This is a genomic window from Alsobacter ponti (assembly GCF_024294805.1).
Lineage (GTDB): Bacteria > Pseudomonadota > Alphaproteobacteria > Rhizobiales > Beijerinckiaceae > Alsobacter > Alsobacter ponti.
In genome coordinates this window covers 448,510-465,759 of record NZ_JANCLU010000001.1, presented here as the reverse complement: position 1 = coordinate 465,759, position 17,250 = coordinate 448,510, and the positions used below count along the sequence as shown (strand labels likewise).

General features: G+C 68.7%; 19 protein-coding genes. 13 read left to right on the top strand and 6 right to left on the bottom strand.

The window, feature by feature from the left end; genetic code table 11:
• The first annotated feature begins 15 nt into the window (after positions 1-15).
• Complete coding sequence (flgH, locus tag NK718_RS02250) at positions 16-777, top strand: flagellar basal body L-ring protein FlgH (protein WP_254738176.1); 762 nt, start codon at positions 16-18, stop codon at positions 775-777.
• Positions 778-907: 130 nt separating this feature from the next.
• Here the strand turns inward: flgH and dksA are convergent, their stop codons facing one another.
• Complete coding sequence (gene dksA / locus NK718_RS02245; RefSeq protein WP_371877198.1) at positions 908-1,318, bottom strand: RNA polymerase-binding protein DksA; 411 nt, start codon at positions 1,316-1,318, stop codon at positions 908-910.
• Positions 1,319-1,520: 202 nt separating this feature from the next.
• Positions 1,521-1,940 carry a flagellar assembly protein FliX gene (locus NK718_RS02240; RefSeq protein ID WP_254738172.1) on the bottom strand — a complete coding sequence of 140 codons (420 nt, stop codon included), beginning with the start codon at positions 1,938-1,940 and terminating at the stop codon, positions 1,521-1,523.
• Between the two features lie 208 nt (positions 1,941-2,148).
• On the opposite strand from NK718_RS02240, the gene NK718_RS02235 reads away from it, so the two are divergent.
• The 10 genes from NK718_RS02235 (at position 2,149) to NK718_RS02190 (ending at position 10,667) form a co-directional block, all read left to right on the top strand.
• Positions 2,149-3,273, top strand: a complete 1,125-nt coding sequence (locus NK718_RS02235; protein WP_254738170.1) for a flagellar basal body P-ring protein FlgI — start codon at positions 2,149-2,151, stop codon at positions 3,271-3,273.
• Entirely contained in the window at positions 3,273-3,572 is a 300-nt protein-coding gene (locus tag NK718_RS02230; protein WP_254738168.1) for a rod-binding protein, read from the top strand. Before NK718_RS02235 ends, NK718_RS02230 begins: the two co-directional genes overlap by 1 nt.
• A gap of 2 nt (positions 3,573-3,574) precedes the next feature.
• Positions 3,575-4,054 (top strand): hypothetical protein, encoded by a 480-nt coding sequence (locus tag NK718_RS02225; RefSeq protein ID WP_254738166.1) that lies wholly within the window; start codon positions 3,575-3,577, stop codon positions 4,052-4,054.
• 175 nt (positions 4,055-4,229) lie between these two features.
• Entirely contained in the window at positions 4,230-4,673 is a 444-nt protein-coding gene (locus NK718_RS02220; RefSeq protein WP_254738164.1) for a flagellar protein FlaG, read from the top strand.
• A 263-nt stretch (positions 4,674-4,936) separates the two neighbouring features.
• Complete coding sequence (locus NK718_RS02215; protein ID WP_254738162.1) at positions 4,937-6,517, top strand: flagellin N-terminal helical domain-containing protein; 1,581 nt, start codon at positions 4,937-4,939, stop codon at positions 6,515-6,517.
• Between the two features lie 135 nt (positions 6,518-6,652).
• Positions 6,653-7,039 (top strand): flagellar biosynthesis regulator FlaF, encoded by a 387-nt coding sequence (locus NK718_RS02210; protein ID WP_254738160.1) that lies wholly within the window; start codon positions 6,653-6,655, stop codon positions 7,037-7,039.
• Between the two features lie 268 nt (positions 7,040-7,307).
• Complete coding sequence (locus tag NK718_RS02205; RefSeq protein WP_254738158.1) at positions 7,308-8,522, top strand: flagellin N-terminal helical domain-containing protein; 1,215 nt, start codon at positions 7,308-7,310, stop codon at positions 8,520-8,522.
• A 44-nt stretch (positions 8,523-8,566) separates the two neighbouring features.
• Complete coding sequence (gene flbT, locus NK718_RS02200; protein ID WP_254738156.1) at positions 8,567-8,959, top strand: flagellar biosynthesis repressor FlbT; 393 nt, start codon at positions 8,567-8,569, stop codon at positions 8,957-8,959.
• Entirely contained in the window at positions 8,943-9,311 is a 369-nt protein-coding gene (flaF, locus tag NK718_RS02195) for a flagellar biosynthesis regulator FlaF (protein ID WP_254738153.1), read from the top strand. Before flbT ends, flaF begins: the two co-directional genes overlap by 17 nt.
• Before the next feature lie 222 nt (positions 9,312-9,533).
• A complete protein-coding gene (locus NK718_RS02190) occupies positions 9,534-10,667 on the top strand; it encodes an MFS transporter (RefSeq protein WP_254738150.1) in 1,134 nt (377 codons plus the stop codon).
• Between the two features lie 326 nt (positions 10,668-10,993).
• Here the strand turns inward: NK718_RS02190 and NK718_RS02185 are convergent, their stop codons facing one another.
• A complete protein-coding gene (locus NK718_RS02185) occupies positions 10,994-11,347 on the bottom strand; it encodes a DUF6665 family protein (protein WP_254738148.1) in 354 nt (117 codons plus the stop codon).
• Between the two features lie 450 nt (positions 11,348-11,797).
• Here NK718_RS02185 and NK718_RS02180 point away from each other — a divergent pair, with 450 nt between their 5' ends.
• Both NK718_RS02180 and NK718_RS02175 read left to right on the top strand, forming a co-directional pair.
• Positions 11,798-13,453 carry an arylsulfatase gene (locus NK718_RS02180; protein ID WP_254738146.1) on the top strand — a complete coding sequence of 552 codons (1,656 nt, stop codon included), beginning with the start codon at positions 11,798-11,800 and terminating at the stop codon, positions 13,451-13,453.
• Positions 13,454-13,515: 62 nt separating this feature from the next.
• Positions 13,516-14,517 (top strand): HAD family hydrolase, encoded by a 1,002-nt coding sequence (locus NK718_RS02175; RefSeq protein WP_254738144.1) that lies wholly within the window; start codon positions 13,516-13,518, stop codon positions 14,515-14,517.
• 53 nt (positions 14,518-14,570) lie between these two features.
• On the opposite strand, the gene NK718_RS02170 is transcribed toward NK718_RS02175, so the two are convergent.
• The 3 genes from NK718_RS02170 to NK718_RS02160 all read right to left on the bottom strand — a co-directional run bounded on the left by NK718_RS02170 (position 14,571) and on the right by NK718_RS02160 (position 17,217).
• Complete coding sequence (locus tag NK718_RS02170; protein ID WP_254738142.1) at positions 14,571-15,737, bottom strand: M20 aminoacylase family protein; 1,167 nt, start codon at positions 15,735-15,737, stop codon at positions 14,571-14,573.
• Between the two features lie 79 nt (positions 15,738-15,816).
• Entirely contained in the window at positions 15,817-16,326 is a 510-nt protein-coding gene (locus NK718_RS02165) for a SixA phosphatase family protein (protein ID WP_254738140.1), read from the bottom strand.
• 45 nt (positions 16,327-16,371) lie between these two features.
• Positions 16,372-17,217: an AAA family ATPase gene (locus NK718_RS02160; RefSeq protein ID WP_254738138.1), complete on the bottom strand. Its 846-nt coding sequence runs from the start codon at positions 17,215-17,217 to the stop codon at positions 16,372-16,374.
• Positions 17,218-17,250 lie beyond the last annotated feature (33 nt).

Here is a 17,250-nt window from a genome sequence, read left to right as displayed (position 1 = left end):
TCCAGGAGTCCCGTCATGACGACTTCCCTGTCCCGAACCGCCCTCCGCCTCGTCTGCGCCTCGGCGCTCGCCGGCTCTCTCGCCGCCTGCGGCGCGGCGGACCGCCTGTCGCAGGTCGGCAAGGCGCCTTCCCTCTCCGCCATCGAGGACCCGACCGCTTCGCCGGGCTACAAGCCCGTGCAGATGCCGATGCCGACGCCCGAGCCGGTGAACTACGCGCCGAACTCGCTGTGGCGGCAGGGCTCCAAGGCCTTCTTCAAGGACCAGCGCGCCCGGCAGGTGGGCGACCTCGTCACCGTCCGCGTCAAGTTCACCGACAAGGCGAACTTCGACAACGCGAGCAAGAGGTCGCGCCAGAACAGCGAGAACTTCGGGGCGGGCTCCCTGTTCGGCTACGAGGCCGAGCTCGGGTCCGTGCTGCCGGACAACGCCAAGGCCGACGCGCTGCTGGCCGCCAAGTCCGACGCGGCGAGCGCCGGCGCGGGCTCGATCCGCCGCTCGGAAGAGCTGGCGACGAACGTCGCCGCGGTGGTCGTCCAAGCGCTGCCGAACGGCAATCTGGTGGTGGAAGGAAAGCAGGAGATCCGGGTGAACTTCGAGGTTCGCGAACTCATCGTCGCGGGCGTCATCCGGCCGGAGGACATCGAGGCCGACAACACCATCGACTCGACCAAGATCGCCCAGGCCCGCATCGCATATGGCGGGCGCGGCCAGATCACCGACGTGCAGCAGCCGCGCTACGGACAGCAGGTCATGGACATCGTGCTGCCGTTCTGACCCGTTTTCCGGAGATGGCGGGGCGCTCCCCACAAACCGCCGCTCCGGAGCGCCTTCCGATCCCGCTCGGAAGGCGACCTTTCACGACGGGGCGGGGGACATGTCCGCCGCCCCGTCCAGCAACTGGACGTCAGTCGTCGCGATAGACGCGTTCGTTGCGCTCGTGCCGCTCCTGCGCCTCGATGGACAAGGTCGCGATGGGACGCGCCTCGAGGCGCTTCAGGGAGATCGGGTCGCCGGTCTCCTCGCAATAGCCGTAGCTGCCGTCTTCGATCCGCGCCAGGGCGGCGTCGATCTTGGAGATCAGCTTGCGTTGCCGGTCGCGGGCGCGCAGCTCGATGGCGCGATCGGTTTCGGAGGACGCCCGATCCGCCAGATCCGGGTGGTTCTCACTCTCGTTCTGGAGGGCCGCGAGGGTCTCGCGGCTTTCGCGGAGAATTTCTTCCTTCCAAGCCAGAAGCTTGCGGCGGAAATACTCCCGCTGCCGCTCGTTCATGAAAGGCTCATCGTCGGTCGGCCGATAAGCGGCCTCCAAGGTCATGCTCGCCATTGCTGCCTTTTCAAGTTCCCAGCCATTTTCATGGCCTTCGTCCCTTCCCTCAGGCGGCGCGGACTATAGCGATGCGTCAACACGCGGGCAACGATCAATAAATGCCACGGAAGCGGGCATTTCGCCCGTTATTCGCAGCATTTTCGCCACCGTCGTCGCGGTGCGGGATGAGTTTGAGCCGAATCGGAGCCGTTTAGGCTCCCCCGGGTCCGGGCCGGGCCGCGAGCTTCGCCAGTTCGACGCTGGCCCGCAGCTCGATCTGCGCGAGCGCGTCGTCCAGCGCCGGGTCGGCCGTGGCCTCCCGTCGCTCCGATAGCATCTGGCGGATGCGGCCCAGCTCCGCCGGGTCCAGCCGGCCGGACAGGATGGCGACCTTGAGGCGGTCCAGCGCGTCGAGGATGGAATGGCCGCGCCTCGCCGCCCGGCGGCGGCGCGCCAGCGGATCCTCCTCCGCCTGCAACGCGAGCAGGCCGTCCAGGCCCGACAGCGTCACCGGCGCGGCGGTCTGGGCGGACGAAGCTTCTTTGGAAGCATCGATGCTGAAATGTCCCGCCCCCGCCCGTCGTTCGACGGACCGGGCGGGGCCGACTGAAAATCGATTCTCAATACGCATGGCGTGGGCCCCGCTCGCGTCTCAAGCTCCGCCGTCATGGTTAACCGGCGGTTAACAGGCCGGCAGGATTTTCCCCTGCCCGCGCGGAACGGGCCGGCGCGACTGCCCCGCCGGCTGCCCTCCCCGGGAACAAAGCCGCATATTTTCAATCATTTAGCCGGTGGCACGGATTTCGCTGAATGGGACGAGACATCATCCTGGACCCGCCATGCGCAAACCGTCAGCCTTCCGCCTCGCCGCCATCGTTCTCGCGATGTCCGCCGCTCTGGTCGCGGCCTCGGCCGCGTCCGCGATGTCGCGCATCAAGGATCTCGCCGCCGTCGAGGGCGTCCGGCAGAACCAGTTGATCGGCTACGGGCTCGTCGTCGGCCTCAACGGCACCGGCGACACGCTGAACAACTCGCCGTTCACCAAGCAGAGCCTGCAGGCCATGCTGGAACGGCTGGGCGTCAACACGCGCGGGGCCAATCTGCGCACAGCCAACACCGCCGCCGTGATGGTGACGGCGAACTTCCCCGCCTTCGCCACGCAGGGCACGCGTATGGACATCACCGTCTCGGCGCTGGGAGATTCCAAGAGCCTGCAAGGCGGCACGCTGCTCGCGACCCCGCTGCTCGGCGCGGACGGCGAGATCTACGCCGTCGCCCAGGGCTCGGTCGCCATCGCCGGCTTCACGGCGGAGGGCGACGCCGCGAAGATGACGCGGGGCGTGCCCACCGTCGGCCGCATCGCCAACGGCGCGCTCATCGAGCGCGAGGTCAACACCCAGCTCCGCAACCTCAAGCAACTGCGTCTCGCGTTGCGCAATCCGGACTTCACGACATCGCGCCGGATCGCCGCGGCCATCAACGACTTCATGGGCGCCAATACGGCGGAGCCGACCGACCCTTCCACCGTGGTGATCCAGGTTCCGGCGCGCTACGCCGGCAACATGATGCAGCTGATGACCGAGGTCGAGCAGCTGCGGGTCGAGCCCGACCAGAACGCCAAGGTCGTCATCGACGAACGCTCGGGCGTCATCGTGATGGGCAAGGACGTGCGGGTCTCCACCGTGGCGCTGGCGCAGGGCAACCTCACGGTCACCATCACCGAGCAGCCGGTCGTCAGCCAGCCGCAGCCCTTCTCGAACGGCGAGACCGTCGTCGTTCCCCGCACCGGGCTCAAGGTGGACACCGGCGCGGGCAACAAGCTCGCGCTGGTGAAGGAAGGCGTCACCCTGCGCGAGCTGGTGGACGGATTGAACGCTTTGGGCATCGGCCCGCGCGACCTGATCTCCATTCTCCAGGCGATCAAGGCGGCCGGCGCGCTCCAGGCCGAAATCGAGGTGATGTGATGAGCGGCGTCGCCCCTTACTCCTCCGTCGTCCCGGCGAGGGCGACCGCGCCGTCCGCCGGCGCCGACAAGCTCTGGAAGCAGGCCCAGGATTTCGAGACGGTGTTCTTCGAGAACATGCTCGAACACCTCACTTCCGGCCTCGGCGACGACGGGCCGCTCGGCGAAGGCGGCATCGGCGGCGACGTCTATCGCGGCATGCTGTCCCAGCAATATGCCAAGTCGGTCACCGCGGCCGGCGGGGTCGGCATCGCCCAGAACGTCTATCGTGAACTCGTGCGGCTCCAGGAGGGGCGCTGACCATGACCCACACCGCCTCCGAAAGGACATCGCCGAACGTCGCTTCCCCCGCCCAGGCAGCCGAACTCGGCGGGCAGGTGCTCGTGGCCATCCAGCGTCTCGCCGACGTTCTGGACCGCGAGACGACGCTGTTGAAGGACTACCGGCTCCAGGAGGCGCTGGGGCTCTCCGCCGAGAAATCGGAGGCGGCGCGCGTCTACGTGCAGGCGCTGATCCCGGTCAAGGCGAACGCCGTCGCGCTGGGCCGGTGGGCGCCGGACCGCGTCGGGGAGATCCGGCGCGCGCAGGCGAGGCTCGGCGACGTCGTGAGCCTCAACATGACAGTGCTCGCGACGGCGCGCTCGGTGTCCGAGGGCATCCTGCGCAGCCTCGCGGCCGAGGTCGCCGCCCCGCGCACGCTCACCACCTACGGTGCCGCCGGACGGGCCCAGAACGCCACTCGGCCCGTTGCGACGCCTCTCGCCGTGTCGCGCTCTCTCTGAGCGAAATTCCGGCCGAACTACCGGCCGTAATCAAACTTCGACCGCTGTTCCGCGCCGAGGCTTCGGCCGCGGATCCACGGACGTTGGAGGGCCGCTCCGGGCCTCCGCGGCGCCGCGCGCCAATTCCGTAAAATTTGAAACAAATCTCCAACGCGCCCTTAGGCCGACCCGCGCGATGCTGAAGACCGGCGCCACTCTGGCCGCCAGTCGAAGGAACGCGACGATGGACGTTGGCCTCACCTCGAAGCTCGCACCGGCCGCAGGCACGCCCGCCAACGGCCCTGACGCCGCCGCCGCCGGGCGGCTCGCGGCGCGCACCGAGCTGCCGGCGGTCGCCACGGTCCAGCCGGCCGCCGCCGCGCCGTCCCTGAAGCTCGACATTTCCGACACCGGCCGCCGCATCCAGGCGGTCACGGAAGCCGCTGAGCGTCAGCTCCAGCGCGACGTCGAGGTCGACGAGACGACGCGCGAGCCGGTCGTCAAGTACGTCGACCCCGACAGTGGCGTCGTCGTGCGGCAGGTCCCCGAGGCCGAGGCGCTTCGGCTCAAAGCCTATGTCCGCGCGGTGCTCGACGAGTCCGCCCCGGCGCCGGGCGCCCTCGCGCGAAAGGAGGCCTGACGAATGCAGGACTCCCGTCCCGGTCCCCGGGATTGCATCCCCCAGGTAGTGATTTCTCCCAAAGCAATCTAACCGCGAATCGAATGAAGAGCGAGACTGAAGCAAGATAACTTCCGGTTGTTCTCGACGATCTTTGCAATTCAGACGATCTTATATTTCGATTTTTATCGTTTGGAGCCGCTAAAATGGTAACTAGTTCTTATGGTTCTGGCTCGAATAGTCTCCTGGTTCCCCAGTACGGGGGCGCTTCCCAGGAGTATCCAATGCCCCTCGCTATATCTTCGTCCATGGTGGCGAACCTTGTGGCGCTCACCAGCATCAACGACGCTGTCTCGACAACCCAGAACAGGTTGAACTCGGGCCTGGCCGTCGCGTCGGCGTCCGACAACATGGCCGTCTACTTCAAGGCCAAGAGCTACAACCAGAAGGCTGACGACTATAATGTCGTCAACAGCGGCATCACGCAGGCCATCGCCAATATGGACCTCGTCGACAAGGCGCTGGAGAACATGCAGTCCGACCTGAAGAACATCAAGCAGGTCGTCAGCGACGCCAAGGCCAAGGCGGTCACGGTGGTCAAGGCCGCGATCGTGCAGGGCGACATGTCGTACGCGAACGTCGCCGCGGCCGGCGCGGCCCCCGCGCTCAAGGGCAAGATCGTTCAGGACGCGGCCGGTGCCCTCGCGAGCCGTGACAACGCGGCTTTCTTCCAGATCGGCGACGCGTTCGGCGTCACCATGACCGACGCCTCCACGGGCGCCAAGACCACCAAGTACTTCAGGGCCGCCGACCCGGCCACCGCGCTCGGGCTCTCCGGCGACGGCTCCAACACGGGTCTGGCCAACCAGGGCACCAACTTGACGGGCACCACCCCGAACGGCGGCGGCGCCCTGCTGTTCAACGATCTGCAGTCCCTGTCGGACCAGATGCAGAGGGCGTTCGGTCTCGACAACATCAAGATGACGCTGACGCCGGACAACGCAGCCGCGCCGACCAACTACAAGCTGGGCTTCGCCCTGCAGAACACCAATCTGAGCGCGTCCTTCTTCCAGGCGCTCGACGCAGCCGTGGGTCCCGCCGGCAACACGGACGCCGGCGCGATGTTCAACTTCGAGGGGTTGTTCGGCCGCCAGCAGGACGCCGCGGCGACCACCTACGGCACCCGGCCCACCGCGGTGGGCGACAGTATCACCTACGCCACCGGCTTGACCGGCACCGCGACCCCGCCGACCGGCACGGCCTATGGCGCGACGGTGTACGGCGCGGTGGGCGGCTCCGCCGCTGGCTCCGACATCGCCCTTCAGTCCAGGCTCGACGCCTCCATCCTGTTCAAGCAGACGCTCTACGGCCTCGCCAACACGATGAAGGACGCCTACCTGCCTGGCTACTCCAACATTCTGCGCGGCGAGCAGATGAAAGTGAACATGAACGACACCGGCGACGTGAGCCAGATCGTTCAGCTCAGCAAGCCCGTCGATCCGCTGAACCTCGGTTTCGGTGGCTACTCCGACTCGAATGGCAACATCTCGACCACCGTCACCGGCAAGAACTTCAACAACGACGCGGACATGGCCACCGCGCTGACGCAGATCGACGCGGCGGCGAAGACTCTGAGGTCGACGCAGGCGCTTCTCGCGGCGGCCAAGACGGCGATGTCCTCGCGCCTCGACTTCAACAAGTCGTTGCAGACGACCCTCGCCTCCGGCGCGTCCTCGATGACGGCGGCCGATACGACGCTGGAAGCGGCGAACCTCGCCACGCTGACGAACCGTCAGTCCTTCGCCACCAACAACATGGCGATCACCAAGCAGGCCGAGCAGAGCCTCATCCAGTTGCTCCGCTAACCTCTCCAGGCGGGCCCCGGTTCGAGGGCCCGCCCGCTTCTCCCCCGCTTTTCCCCAATGGCCCGCCAAGGCGCACAGAAGTTCGCCGGCGGCCGATCAAGGTTCCGCTCGAAGAATTCGTAGGGAAAACCGCCCTTGAACCAAGCCTCGAAAGCCTACGCGGCCGTCGCGGCGACCGGCCTTCCGACCCGCCGGCTGGAAGCCGCCGCGCTGAGCCGCTGCGCCGCCGACCTGCTGCGCGCCGTCGAGACCGGACCGGACGAGCCGGCTCTGCTGGTGGCCGCGCTGGAACGCAACCGCCACCTCTGGCGCATCTTCCTGACCTGCGTCCAGGAGCCGGACTGCCCGCTCCCCGCCGACCTGCAGAAGGGGCTGACCGCGACGGGCCTGTTCACGCTCAAGCGGACGGCCGAGATCTGCGAGGCCATCCACGCCCGCGAGCCGAAGCCTCTTCGGGAGATGGTCGAGCCGCTGGCGCGCCTCGACCGCGAGCTCGCCCAAGGGCTCGAAGCCCCGGCCTGACGGGCCATCCCCGACACCTCGAATTCCTCGCTTCCAACTCTTTGCATCCACGTCCTGGCGGACATTCCGCCGGGACGTTTTCGCTTCAGGCGGCGGTCCGGTTCGGGTTCCCGCTCCTCGTCCCGGCGAAGCACTGCAACCGTACGGTTCTCGCACCGCTTTTTTCGCCCTAACCGCGCATTTGTTAACTCTCCGGTAAGGTTAACCATCCACTTTGGGTGGTGTAGGCCGGCGTTTCGCCAGGCACGTGCATTTGCGGAGAGGGCGCATGTCGGACATCGTTCTGAGTTCGGGCATTCGGAAGAACCTCCTGGCGTTGCAGGACACGGCTGGCCTGATGAGCGAAACGCAGCAGCGCCTGTCGACCGGCAAGAAGGTCAACTCGGCGCTCGACAACCCCCTCAACTACTTCGTCGCCTCGGGCTTCTCCGCCAAGGCCAACGACCTCTCCCGCCTGCTCGACAGCATCGGCCAGTCGGTCCAGACGCTGCAGGCCGCCAACAACGGAATCACGAGCATTCTCAAGCTCGTGGAAACCGCGCAGGCGACCTGCCGGCAGGTCAAGCAGTCGGCCTCCACCACCGCCAAGCTGTCCTCGACCGTCTCCCTCGCCGCGACCGGCCTCTCGACGCCGCTGACCGGCGGGACGGCGGCGCCGTCGACCTTCGACGCCGGGGACACTGTGGACCTGACGGTGGGCGGTGTGGGGCCGGTTTCGATCGCGATCGCGGCGGGGGACACGATCGGCGACCTGATCGACAAGATCAACATCGACCCGACGCTCAACCCGACCGGCGCGCCGACGGTGCGCGCCTCGCTGAGCGACGGCGGCAACCTCGTCATCGACGCCGTCGGCGGCAGCGCGCTGACCGTCGGGGTGACTAATGCCGGCGGCGGAACCGCCAACACTCTCAACGACTTGTTCGGCACCGCCGTGCCCGCCGGCTCGTCGGCGTCCGGCGTGATCGCGGCGACGACGAACCCCACCCGCACCACGCTCGCCAAGCAGTTCGACGACCTGCTCGCCCAGATCGACCAGCTGGCCAAGGATTCCGGTTATAACGGCGTCAACCTCCTCAATGGAGAGAGCCTCAAGGTCGAGTTCAACGAGGAAAGCACCTCGTTCCTGACGCTCTACGGCGTGTTCCTCGACAGCGCGGGACTTGGCCTTTCCGCCTCGCAGCGCAGTTTCCAGGCCGACAGCGACGTCGATACCGCGCTGGCCCAGTTGAACGCCGCTACCAAGCAGTTGCGCGCCCAGGCCTCCACCTTCGGGGCCAATCTTACCGTCGTCCAGACGCGGCAGGACTTCACCAAGAAGGCGATCCTCACGCTCAATACTGGCGCGGACATGCTGACGCTGGCCGACCAGAACGAGGAAGGCGCCAGCCTGCTCGCCCTGCAGACCCGCCAGGAGCTCTCCACCAACTCGCTCTCGCTCGCAGCCCAGGCCGACCAGAACGTCCTCAAGCTCTTCCGATAACTCGCTTTTTCGGCCGCCGGGCGCGGCCGGCGGAGAGGAAAGCCATGGCCCTCAAGGTCGAGCTCAAGCCGCACGAGCTCATCATCGTCGGCAACGTCGTCATCACCAACAGCGACAGCCGCATCCGCTTCTTCATCGACGGGCACGCGCCGATCCTGCGCGAAAAGGACATCCTGACCGCCGAGACGGCCGACACCCCGGCGAAGAAGATCTACCTGAGCGTGCAGCTCATGTACCTGTCCGACGACATCGGCTCCCACCACGAAGTCTATTTCAACCTTGTTCGGGAATTTCTCGAGGCCGCGCCCACGGCGCTGCCGATCATCTCCGAGATCAATAACCAGATCTTAAGTGGAGACTTCTATAAGGCATTGAAAGTGACCAAAAAATTGATCGATTATGAATTGGAGCTGATGTCTTATGCAGCACGCCGCTAGCGCCTACGCGAAGGTTTCGCGCGAGGCCATCGCTCCCCGCGAGCTGGAGGCCAGCCTTCTCATCAAGGCCGCCGCGCAACTCCAGTACGTCGCCGACGACTTCGACAACCGACTGCCCGGCCTGGACGCCGCACTGAGCTACAATCGCAAGCTGTGGACGGTGCTGGCCGCCTCGGCCGCCGGGCCGGACAATCCGCAGCCCAAGCATATCCGCGAGAACATCGCCAACCTGGCGCTTTTCATCTTCAACAGGACTTTCGCGATCGGTCCCAATTCGGGCCCGCAGAGCCTCGCCATCCTCATCAAGATCAACCGCGACCTCGCCGCCGGCCTGCGCGGCAACGCCGCGTAGTTCCACTGGAAGCGGCCGGAAACCGCCGTCTTCAGGCCCAAACTCCACGCGAAAATTCCGCCTCGATCGCATCTTCCGCGCCTTCGTCCGCCTCGATCGCGACTTCCGGTCGAATTCCGCTCCCGCTCCCCGTCCGTCGCCGCTCTCATATGCCCGCCGGGGCTTCCGGCGGCGCGCGTTTCGTGCTGCAAGGGTCGGCCCTTCCGCAGCCCGGAGACCAATGTGACCGCCTCCGCCGACAGTCCCAGCACCCGCCTCGCCACCCGGCTGTCGTTCTTCGCCGCCGGGTTCGCGCTGGCCTGCTGGGCGCCGCTGGTGCCGTTCGCGAAAGCCAATGTCGGGGCCGACGACGCCATGCTCGGCCTGCTGCTGCTGTGCCTGGGCGTGGGCTCCATCGTCGCCATGCCGCTCACCGGCTGGCTGGCGGCGCGCTGGGGCGGCAAGCCGATGATGCTGGCCGGCGGCTTCGGCCTGGTGCTGTTCTTGCCGGCGCTGGCGGCGGCGACCGGCCCCGCCTGGCTGGCGCTCGCCCTGCTCGGCTTCGGCGCGGCGCTGGGCACGCTCGACGTGGCGATGAACGTCCACGCGGTCGAGGTGGGGCGCGCGGCGCGCCGGCCGCTGATGTCCGGCTTCCACGCGCAGTTCAGCGTCGGCGGCTTCGTCGGCGCGGGCGGCGTCACGCTGGCGCTGTCGGCGGGCGCGTCGCCTTTGGCGGCGGCGCTCGGCGGCGCGGCGGTGGTCGGCGTGGCGATGGCGGTCGCCTGGCCGCGCCTGCTGCGGGCGCGCGGCGGCGAGCCCGCCGCCTTCGTCGCCCCGCGCGGCCACGTGCTGCTGCTGGCGGCGCTGGCGGCGATCTGCTTCCTGGTCGAGGGCGCGGTGCTGGACTGGAGCGCCCTGCTGGTGGTGGAGGCCGGCCTGCTCGCGGCCGCGCAGGGCGGGCTCGGCTACATGCTGTTCGCCGTGGCGATGACGTTCGGCCGGCTGGCGGGAGACCGCGTGGTCGCCGCGCTGGGGGATCGACGCGTGCTGCTGTGGGGCGGCCTGCTGGCCGTTTTGGGCTTCGCGCTGCTGCTCGCCGCGCCGGTGGCGGCGCTGGCGCTGGCCGGTTTCGCGCTCATCGGGCTGGGGGCGTCCAACCTCGTGCCGGTGCTGTTCAGCCTCGCCGGCCGCCAGACGGCGATGCCGGCCGGCATGGCCATCGCGGCGGTCACCACCACCGGCTATGCGGGCGTCCTCGCCGGCCCGGCCGCCATGGGTTTCGCCGCCCACGCCGCCTCCCTCCCCGTCGCCTTCGGCCTCCTCGCCGCCCTCACCGCCCTCGTCCCCCTCGCCTCCCGCCGCGCGGCGCGGGGGTGAGGGAGGGGCGACGCCCCGAATGGTGTGCTGATAGGCCGATGTCCGAGGCGGGCCTCCGGCCCGCCCGTTCCCGGACCGGTGCAGCGAAGCGGAACCGGATCCGGGACCCAGCGCACCATGTCGCGCGTCAGCGCGTCCTGATGGAAAAGACTTGTGAAGCGCCGCTTCGCGGCAGCATCCATGCGCTGGACCCCGGACCTGCCTCCGCTGGCGCTCCGGCATTCCGGGGACGGGCGGACTTTGTCCGCCCTTTGCGCTGGCGCTCCGGCATTCCGGGGACGGGCGGACTTTGTCCGCCCTTTGGGGCCACGCGGGGGGTGAGGCCCCTACCGGCCCACCTTGCCCATGCGGTTCAGGACGGCGCGGGGGATGGCGTAGGATTTGACGACGGCGTCCCAGTTGCGCAGGCCGCAGAGTTCGCGCTGGATCATGAAGGTCCAGGCGCGGTCGGCGGCGGCGTCGAGCAAGGCGGCGCGGGCGGCGTCGACGGCGGGCCCCGCTTCGGCATTGGGAGCGGCCTGCGCGTCGAAGGCGGCGAGGCGCGACAGCGCCAGTTCGAGGCCTCGGCCGAGGTCGCCCAGGGTCTGCGCCTTCTGCTGCGCGATCTCGACCTCGAGCACGTTCACCCCGGTCTGCTGGCGCGCGCCGCCATATAGGCTCTGGGGCATCCGCAACGACATCGGCGTCTCCGTTTCGTGGCCGTCCCCGGCCGGGCGCGCTGAGCGCCCCGGAACAATGAAGTCCCTCCGGCGCGACGTCACGCCTAAATGGCGCTTCGCCCCGCCGCCGCAAGACCGCTGAACGACCTGCTGCCGACCAGGCCCGCCGCCCGCCCCGTGCCGCGCGGCGCCACGCCGGGCCGAGCACCCCGACGAGGGGTCACCGCCCCGGGGCGGTCGCCTTGGAGAGGGATTTCCGAAACGGGGGTCGCCGCGGGCGAGGATGTCTCCGGCGGTGGGCGGATGGGGGAGCTGACGTCACTTTACGTAACGCGACGTTCTGAATGACTTATATCAACGACGGTCCGCGCGAGTGAAGGCTCAATGGCCCAGCGCCGCCGGCCCGGTCGGGCGACGGGCTGCGCGTGCACGGGGTCGTGGACGGGCGTCACGCCCGACAGGAGACGTCAGATGGCATTATCCCTCGCGAGACTCTCGACCGCGTTGGCCGCGGGCCTCATCGTTCTCGGAGCCGGCGGGGCGCGGGCGCAGCAGCCCAAGCCCAACATCCTGCTCATCGTCTCCGACGACACCGGATACGGCGACCTCGGCCCCTATGGCGGCGGCGAGGGACGCGGCATGCCGACGCCCAGCATCGACCGGCTGGCGAACGAGGGCATGACCTTCTTCTCGTTCTACGCCCAGCCGAGCTGCACGCCCGGCCGCGCCGCCATGCAGACCGGCCGCATCCCCAACCGCAGCGGCATGACCACCGTCGCGTTCCAGGGCGAGGGCGGCGGCCTGCCCGCCGCCGAGTGGACGCTGGCCTCCGTGCTCAAGCAGGGCGGCTACAAGACCTACTTCACCGGCAAGTGGCACCTGGGCGAGGCGGACTATGCGCTGCCCAACGCCCAGGGCTACGACGTGATGAAGTATGCCGGGCTCTACCACCTCAACGCCTACACCTATGGCGACGCGACGTGGTTCCCCGACATGGACCCCGATCTGCGCGCCATGTTCCAGCGCATCACCAAGGGCGCGCTCTCCGGCCTCGCCGGACAGCCCGTGGTGGAGGACTTCAAGATCAACGGCCAGTACGTCGACACGCCCACCGTGGACGGAAAGCCGGGCGTGGTCGGCATCCCGTTCTTCGACGGCTATGTCGAGAAGGCGGCGCTGGAGTTCCTCGACGACGCGGCGAAGGGCAGCCAGCCCTTCTTCATCAACGTCAACTTCATGAAGGTCCACCAGCCCAACCTGCCGGCGCCGGAGTTCGACAAGAAGTCGATGTCGAAGTCCAAGTACGCCGACAGCGTCGTCGAGCTGGACACGCGCATCGGCCGCATCATGGACAAATTGCGCGCCACCGGGCTCGATAAGAACACGCTGGTGTTCTACACCACCGACAACGGCGCCTGGCAGGACGTGTATCCCGACGCCGGCTACACGCCGTTCCGCGGCACCAAGGGCACCGTGCGCGACGGCGGCAACCGCGTTCCCGCCATCGCGGTGTGGCCCGGCAAGGTGAAGCCGCAGACCCGGAACCACGACATCGTCGGCGGGCTCGACCTGATGGCGACCTTCGCTTCCGTCGCCGGCCTCAAGCTGCCCGAGAAGGACCGCGCCGGTGAGCCGATCATCTTCGACAGCTTCGACATGTCCCCTGTGCTGCTGGGAACCGGCAAGTCGGCGCGCAAGAGCTGGTTCTACTTCACCGAGAACGAGCTGACGCCCGGCGCCGCCCGCGTCGGCAACTACAAGGCGGTGTTCAACCTGCGCGGCGACGACGGCGCGGCCACCGGCGGTCTGGCGGTCGACAGCAATCTCGGCTGGAAGGGCGCGCAGAAATACGTCGCCACCGTGCCGCAGGTGTTCGACCTCTGGCAGGACCCGCAGGAGCGCTACGACATCTTCATGAACAACTACACCGAGCGCACCTGGACGATGGTCACCATCAGCGGCGCCATCCGCGAGCTGATGCAGACCTACATCAAGTACCCGCCGCGCAAGCAGCAGAGCGAGAGTTACAGCGGCCCGGTGGAGATCTCGCAGTACGAGCGGTTCCAGTGGGTCCGCGAGCAGCTCGGGCGCGAAGGCGTGCGCATCCCGCTGCCGACCGGCAACTGACGCAACAAGCGGCCCCGCCCTCGCGCCGGGGCCGCTCCCCTGGACGCTGGGGAGGGGTCGAGATGTTCCGTTCGATCTTCAGGGCCGGCCTTGCGCTCGCTCTCGTCGCGTTCGCGGCGCTGGCCCCCGCTTCGGCGCAGACCGCCGACCCGCTGGCCTCGTGGAACGACGGCCCGGCCAAGAAGGCCATCGTCGACTTCGTCGCCGCGGTGACCACTCCGGGCGGCCCGGACTTCGTGCCTCCGGCCGAGCGCATCGCCACCTTCGACAATGACGGCACGCTGTGGCCCGAGCAGCCCGTCTACACCCAGCTCGTCTTCGCGCTGGACCGCATCAAGGCGCTGGCGCCCGCCAACCCGGACTGGAAGGACAAGCAGCCCTTCAAGGCCGTGCTGGAGGGCGACATGGCCGCGCTGATGGCGAGCGGCGAGCGCGGCGGCGTCGAGCTGTTGATGGCGAGCCACGCCGGCATGACGGCGGCCGAGTTCTCGCGCATCGTCGAGGACTGGATCGCCAAGGCCCGCCACCCGCGCTTCGATCGGCCCTACACCGACCTCGCCTACAAGCCGATGGTGGAGCTGATGGCCTATCTGCGCGCCAACGGCTTCAAGACCTACATCGTGTCGGGCGGCGGCGTGGAGTTCATGCGGCCGTGGACGGAGCGCGTCTACGGCGTGCCGACCGAGCAGGTGATCGGCTCGATCATCAAGACGCGGTTCCAGATGCGCGACGGCCGGCCGGAGCTGTTCCGCCTGCCGCAGGTCGAGTTCATCGACGACGGCCCCGGCAAGCCGGTCGGCATCGCCGCCCGCATCGGCGCGCGACCGATCGCCGCCTTCGGCAACTCCGACGGCGACATCGAGATGCTGCAATGGGCCACGATGTCCGGCCGCCGAGGCCTGGGCATGCTCATCCACCACACCGACGCGGGACGCGAATACGCCTACGATAACCAGGCGCAGTTCGGCGGCATCGCCAAAGCGCTCGAGGCCGCCGCCGTCAACCGCTGGACGGTGGTGAGCATGAAGGACGACTGGAAGACGATCTTCGCCTTCGACAAGTGAGCGGCGGGGGGCGCGGCGCAAGGCGCGCGCCGCTCCCGCGCCGCGCCCGCGCTTCAGCCCGGCATGCGGCCGAGCTTCGCCTCCGCCAGCCGCGCCCACAGGCTCGCGCCGAGCGGGATCACCGCGTCGTCGAAATCGTAGGCCGGGTTGTGGACTTGGGCCGAGTCGCCGTGCCCGATATTGATGAACGCGCCGGGCCGCGCCTCCAGCATGTAGGAGAAATCCTCCGAGGCGAGGATCAGCGGCTGCTCGCGCGACACCGCGTCGTCGCCCACCAGCGAGGCGGCGACGTCGGCGATGGCCTGCGTCTCGGCGGGGTCGTTGACCACCGGCGCGAAGATCTCGCGGAAGTCGACCTCCGCCGTCGCGCCCAGCCCCGCCGCGACGTTGACCGCGACGCGCTCCAGCCCCCGGCGCAGCACGTCCATGCCGGCATGGCTGAAGCAGCGCGCCGTGCCGCGCATCTGCGCCGAGTCGGGAATGACGTTGTAGGCGTCGCCGGAGTGGATCGCCGTGACGCTGAGCACCGCGTGCTCTGTGGCCGGCACGTTGCGCGCCACGATCGACTGGATCGCCGTGGCGATGTGCGCCGCCGCCAGCACCGGGTCGATCGAGGCCTCCGGCCGCGCCCCGTGCGCGCCGCGCCCGGCGACGTCGATGTCGAAGAACGCGCCGCCCGCCATCATCGCGCCGGGGCGGATGGAGAAGCGGCCCTTGGCCAGGCCCGGCGCGTTGTGCATGCCGAACACGGCGTCGCAGGGAAAGCGCTCGAACAGCCCGTCGGCCAGCATCGCCTTCGCGCCGCCCAGGCCCTCCTCGGCCGGCTGGAAGATGAAATGCACCGTGCCGTCGAAGGCCCGCGTCTCGGCCAGGTAGCGCGCCGCGCCGAGCAGCATGGTCATGTGCCCGTCATGCCCGCAGGCGTGCATCGTGCCGGGCTTCAGCGAGGCCCAGGGCTTGCCGGTGGCCTCGTGGATCGGCAGCGCGTCCATGTCGGAACGCAGGCCGACGCTGCGGTGCGAGTTGCCGTTGCGCAGCACGCCCACGACGCCCGTGCCGCCGATGTTGCGATGCACCTCCACCCCGTACTCGGCGAGCTTCGCCGCCACGATGTCGGACGTGCGGTGCTCCTCGAAGCCGATCTCCGGGTGGGCGTGGAAATCCCGCCGCAGGGCGGCGAGGTCGTCGTGGAAGGCGGCGATGCGGTCGATGACGGTCATGGAATCCTCTGGGGCGAAGCGGGCGCATCATGGCGAAGGCGGGCCGGCCCGCCAAGCGCGGAGCGGCCTCCCCTGCCCGTCAGTCCACCGCGCCCTCGGGCGCGACGAAGCGATCGAGCCGGCCGGCGCCGTCGGCGACCGACGGCCAGTCCTCCGGGAAGTCGATAACGGCGATGGCGGCGGTGGGGAATTTCTTGCGCAGCCGGGCGAAGGCGTAGCGGTCGCCGTGGCCGACGAGGCGGCGCGCCAGGTCGGAGACACCGGGGTTGTGGCCCACCAGCACCAGCGTGCGGACCTTGGCCGGGGCCTCGCGCACCAGCCGCAGCAGGTCGTCGGTCTCGGCGTTGTAGATCGCCGCCTCCTCGCGCGTCTCGACCGGGCCGAGCGCCGGCGCGGCGCGCTCCCAGGTCTGGCGCGTGCGCAGCGCGGGAGACACCAGCGCGAGGTCGGGCAGCAACTGCTCCTCGGCCATCATCCGGCCCATCGCCTCGGCGTCGTCCAGCCCGCGTTGGGCCAGCGCCCGGTCGAAATCCGGCGCCGCGCCGTGCGGCACGGCCTTGGCGTGGCGGAAAATGATGAGACGACGCATGCTGGTGTCCTCCCCACCGGCGCTCCGGGCCGGCGTCCGCCCCTCTTACCTGGCCTCGCGCCGGCTCATGAAGGCGATGCGCTCGAACAGGTGGACGTCCTGCTCGTTCTTGAGCAGCGCGCCGTGCAGCGGGGGAATGAGTTTCTTCGGGTCGCGCTCGCGCAGCGTCTCGGGGCCGATGTCCTCGGCCATCAGCAGCTTCAGCCAGTCGAGCAGTTCGGAGGTCGAGGGCTTCTTCTTCAGCCCGGGCACCTCGCGCACCTCGAAGAACAGGCGCAGCGCCTCGGCGACGAGGCGCTTCTTGAGGCCGGGATAATGCACCTCGACGATCTTCTCCATCGTCTCGACGTCGGGGAAGCGGATGTAGTGGAAGAAGCAGCGGCGCAGGAAGGCGTCCGGCAGATCCTTCTCGTTGTTGGAGGTGATGACGACGATCGGCCGCTTCGCGGCGCGCACCGTCTCGCCGGTCTCGTAGACGTGGAACTCCATGCGGTCGAGCTCGAGCAGCAGGTCGTTCGGGAACTCGATGTCGGCCTTGTCGATCTCGTCGATCAGCAGCACCGGGCGCGCCTCGCTGGCGAACGCCTCCCAGAGCTTGCCGCGCCTGATGTAGTTGGCGATGTCGGAGACGCGCGGGTCGCCGAGCTGGCTGTCGCGCAGGCGCGACACGGCGTCGTACTCGTAGAGGCCCTGCGCCGCGCGGGTGGTCGACTTGACGTGCCAGGTGATCAGCGGCGCGCCCAGCGCGGCGGCGATCTCCTCCGCCAGCACGGACTTGCCGGTGCCGGGCTCGCCCTTCACCAGCAGCGGACGCTCCAGCACGATGGCGGCGTTGACCGCGACTTTCAGGTCGTCCGTGGCGACATAGGACGAGGTGCCGTCGAACCGCATGGCGTCTCCTTCGGGGTTGAGGCGAAGTTAGGC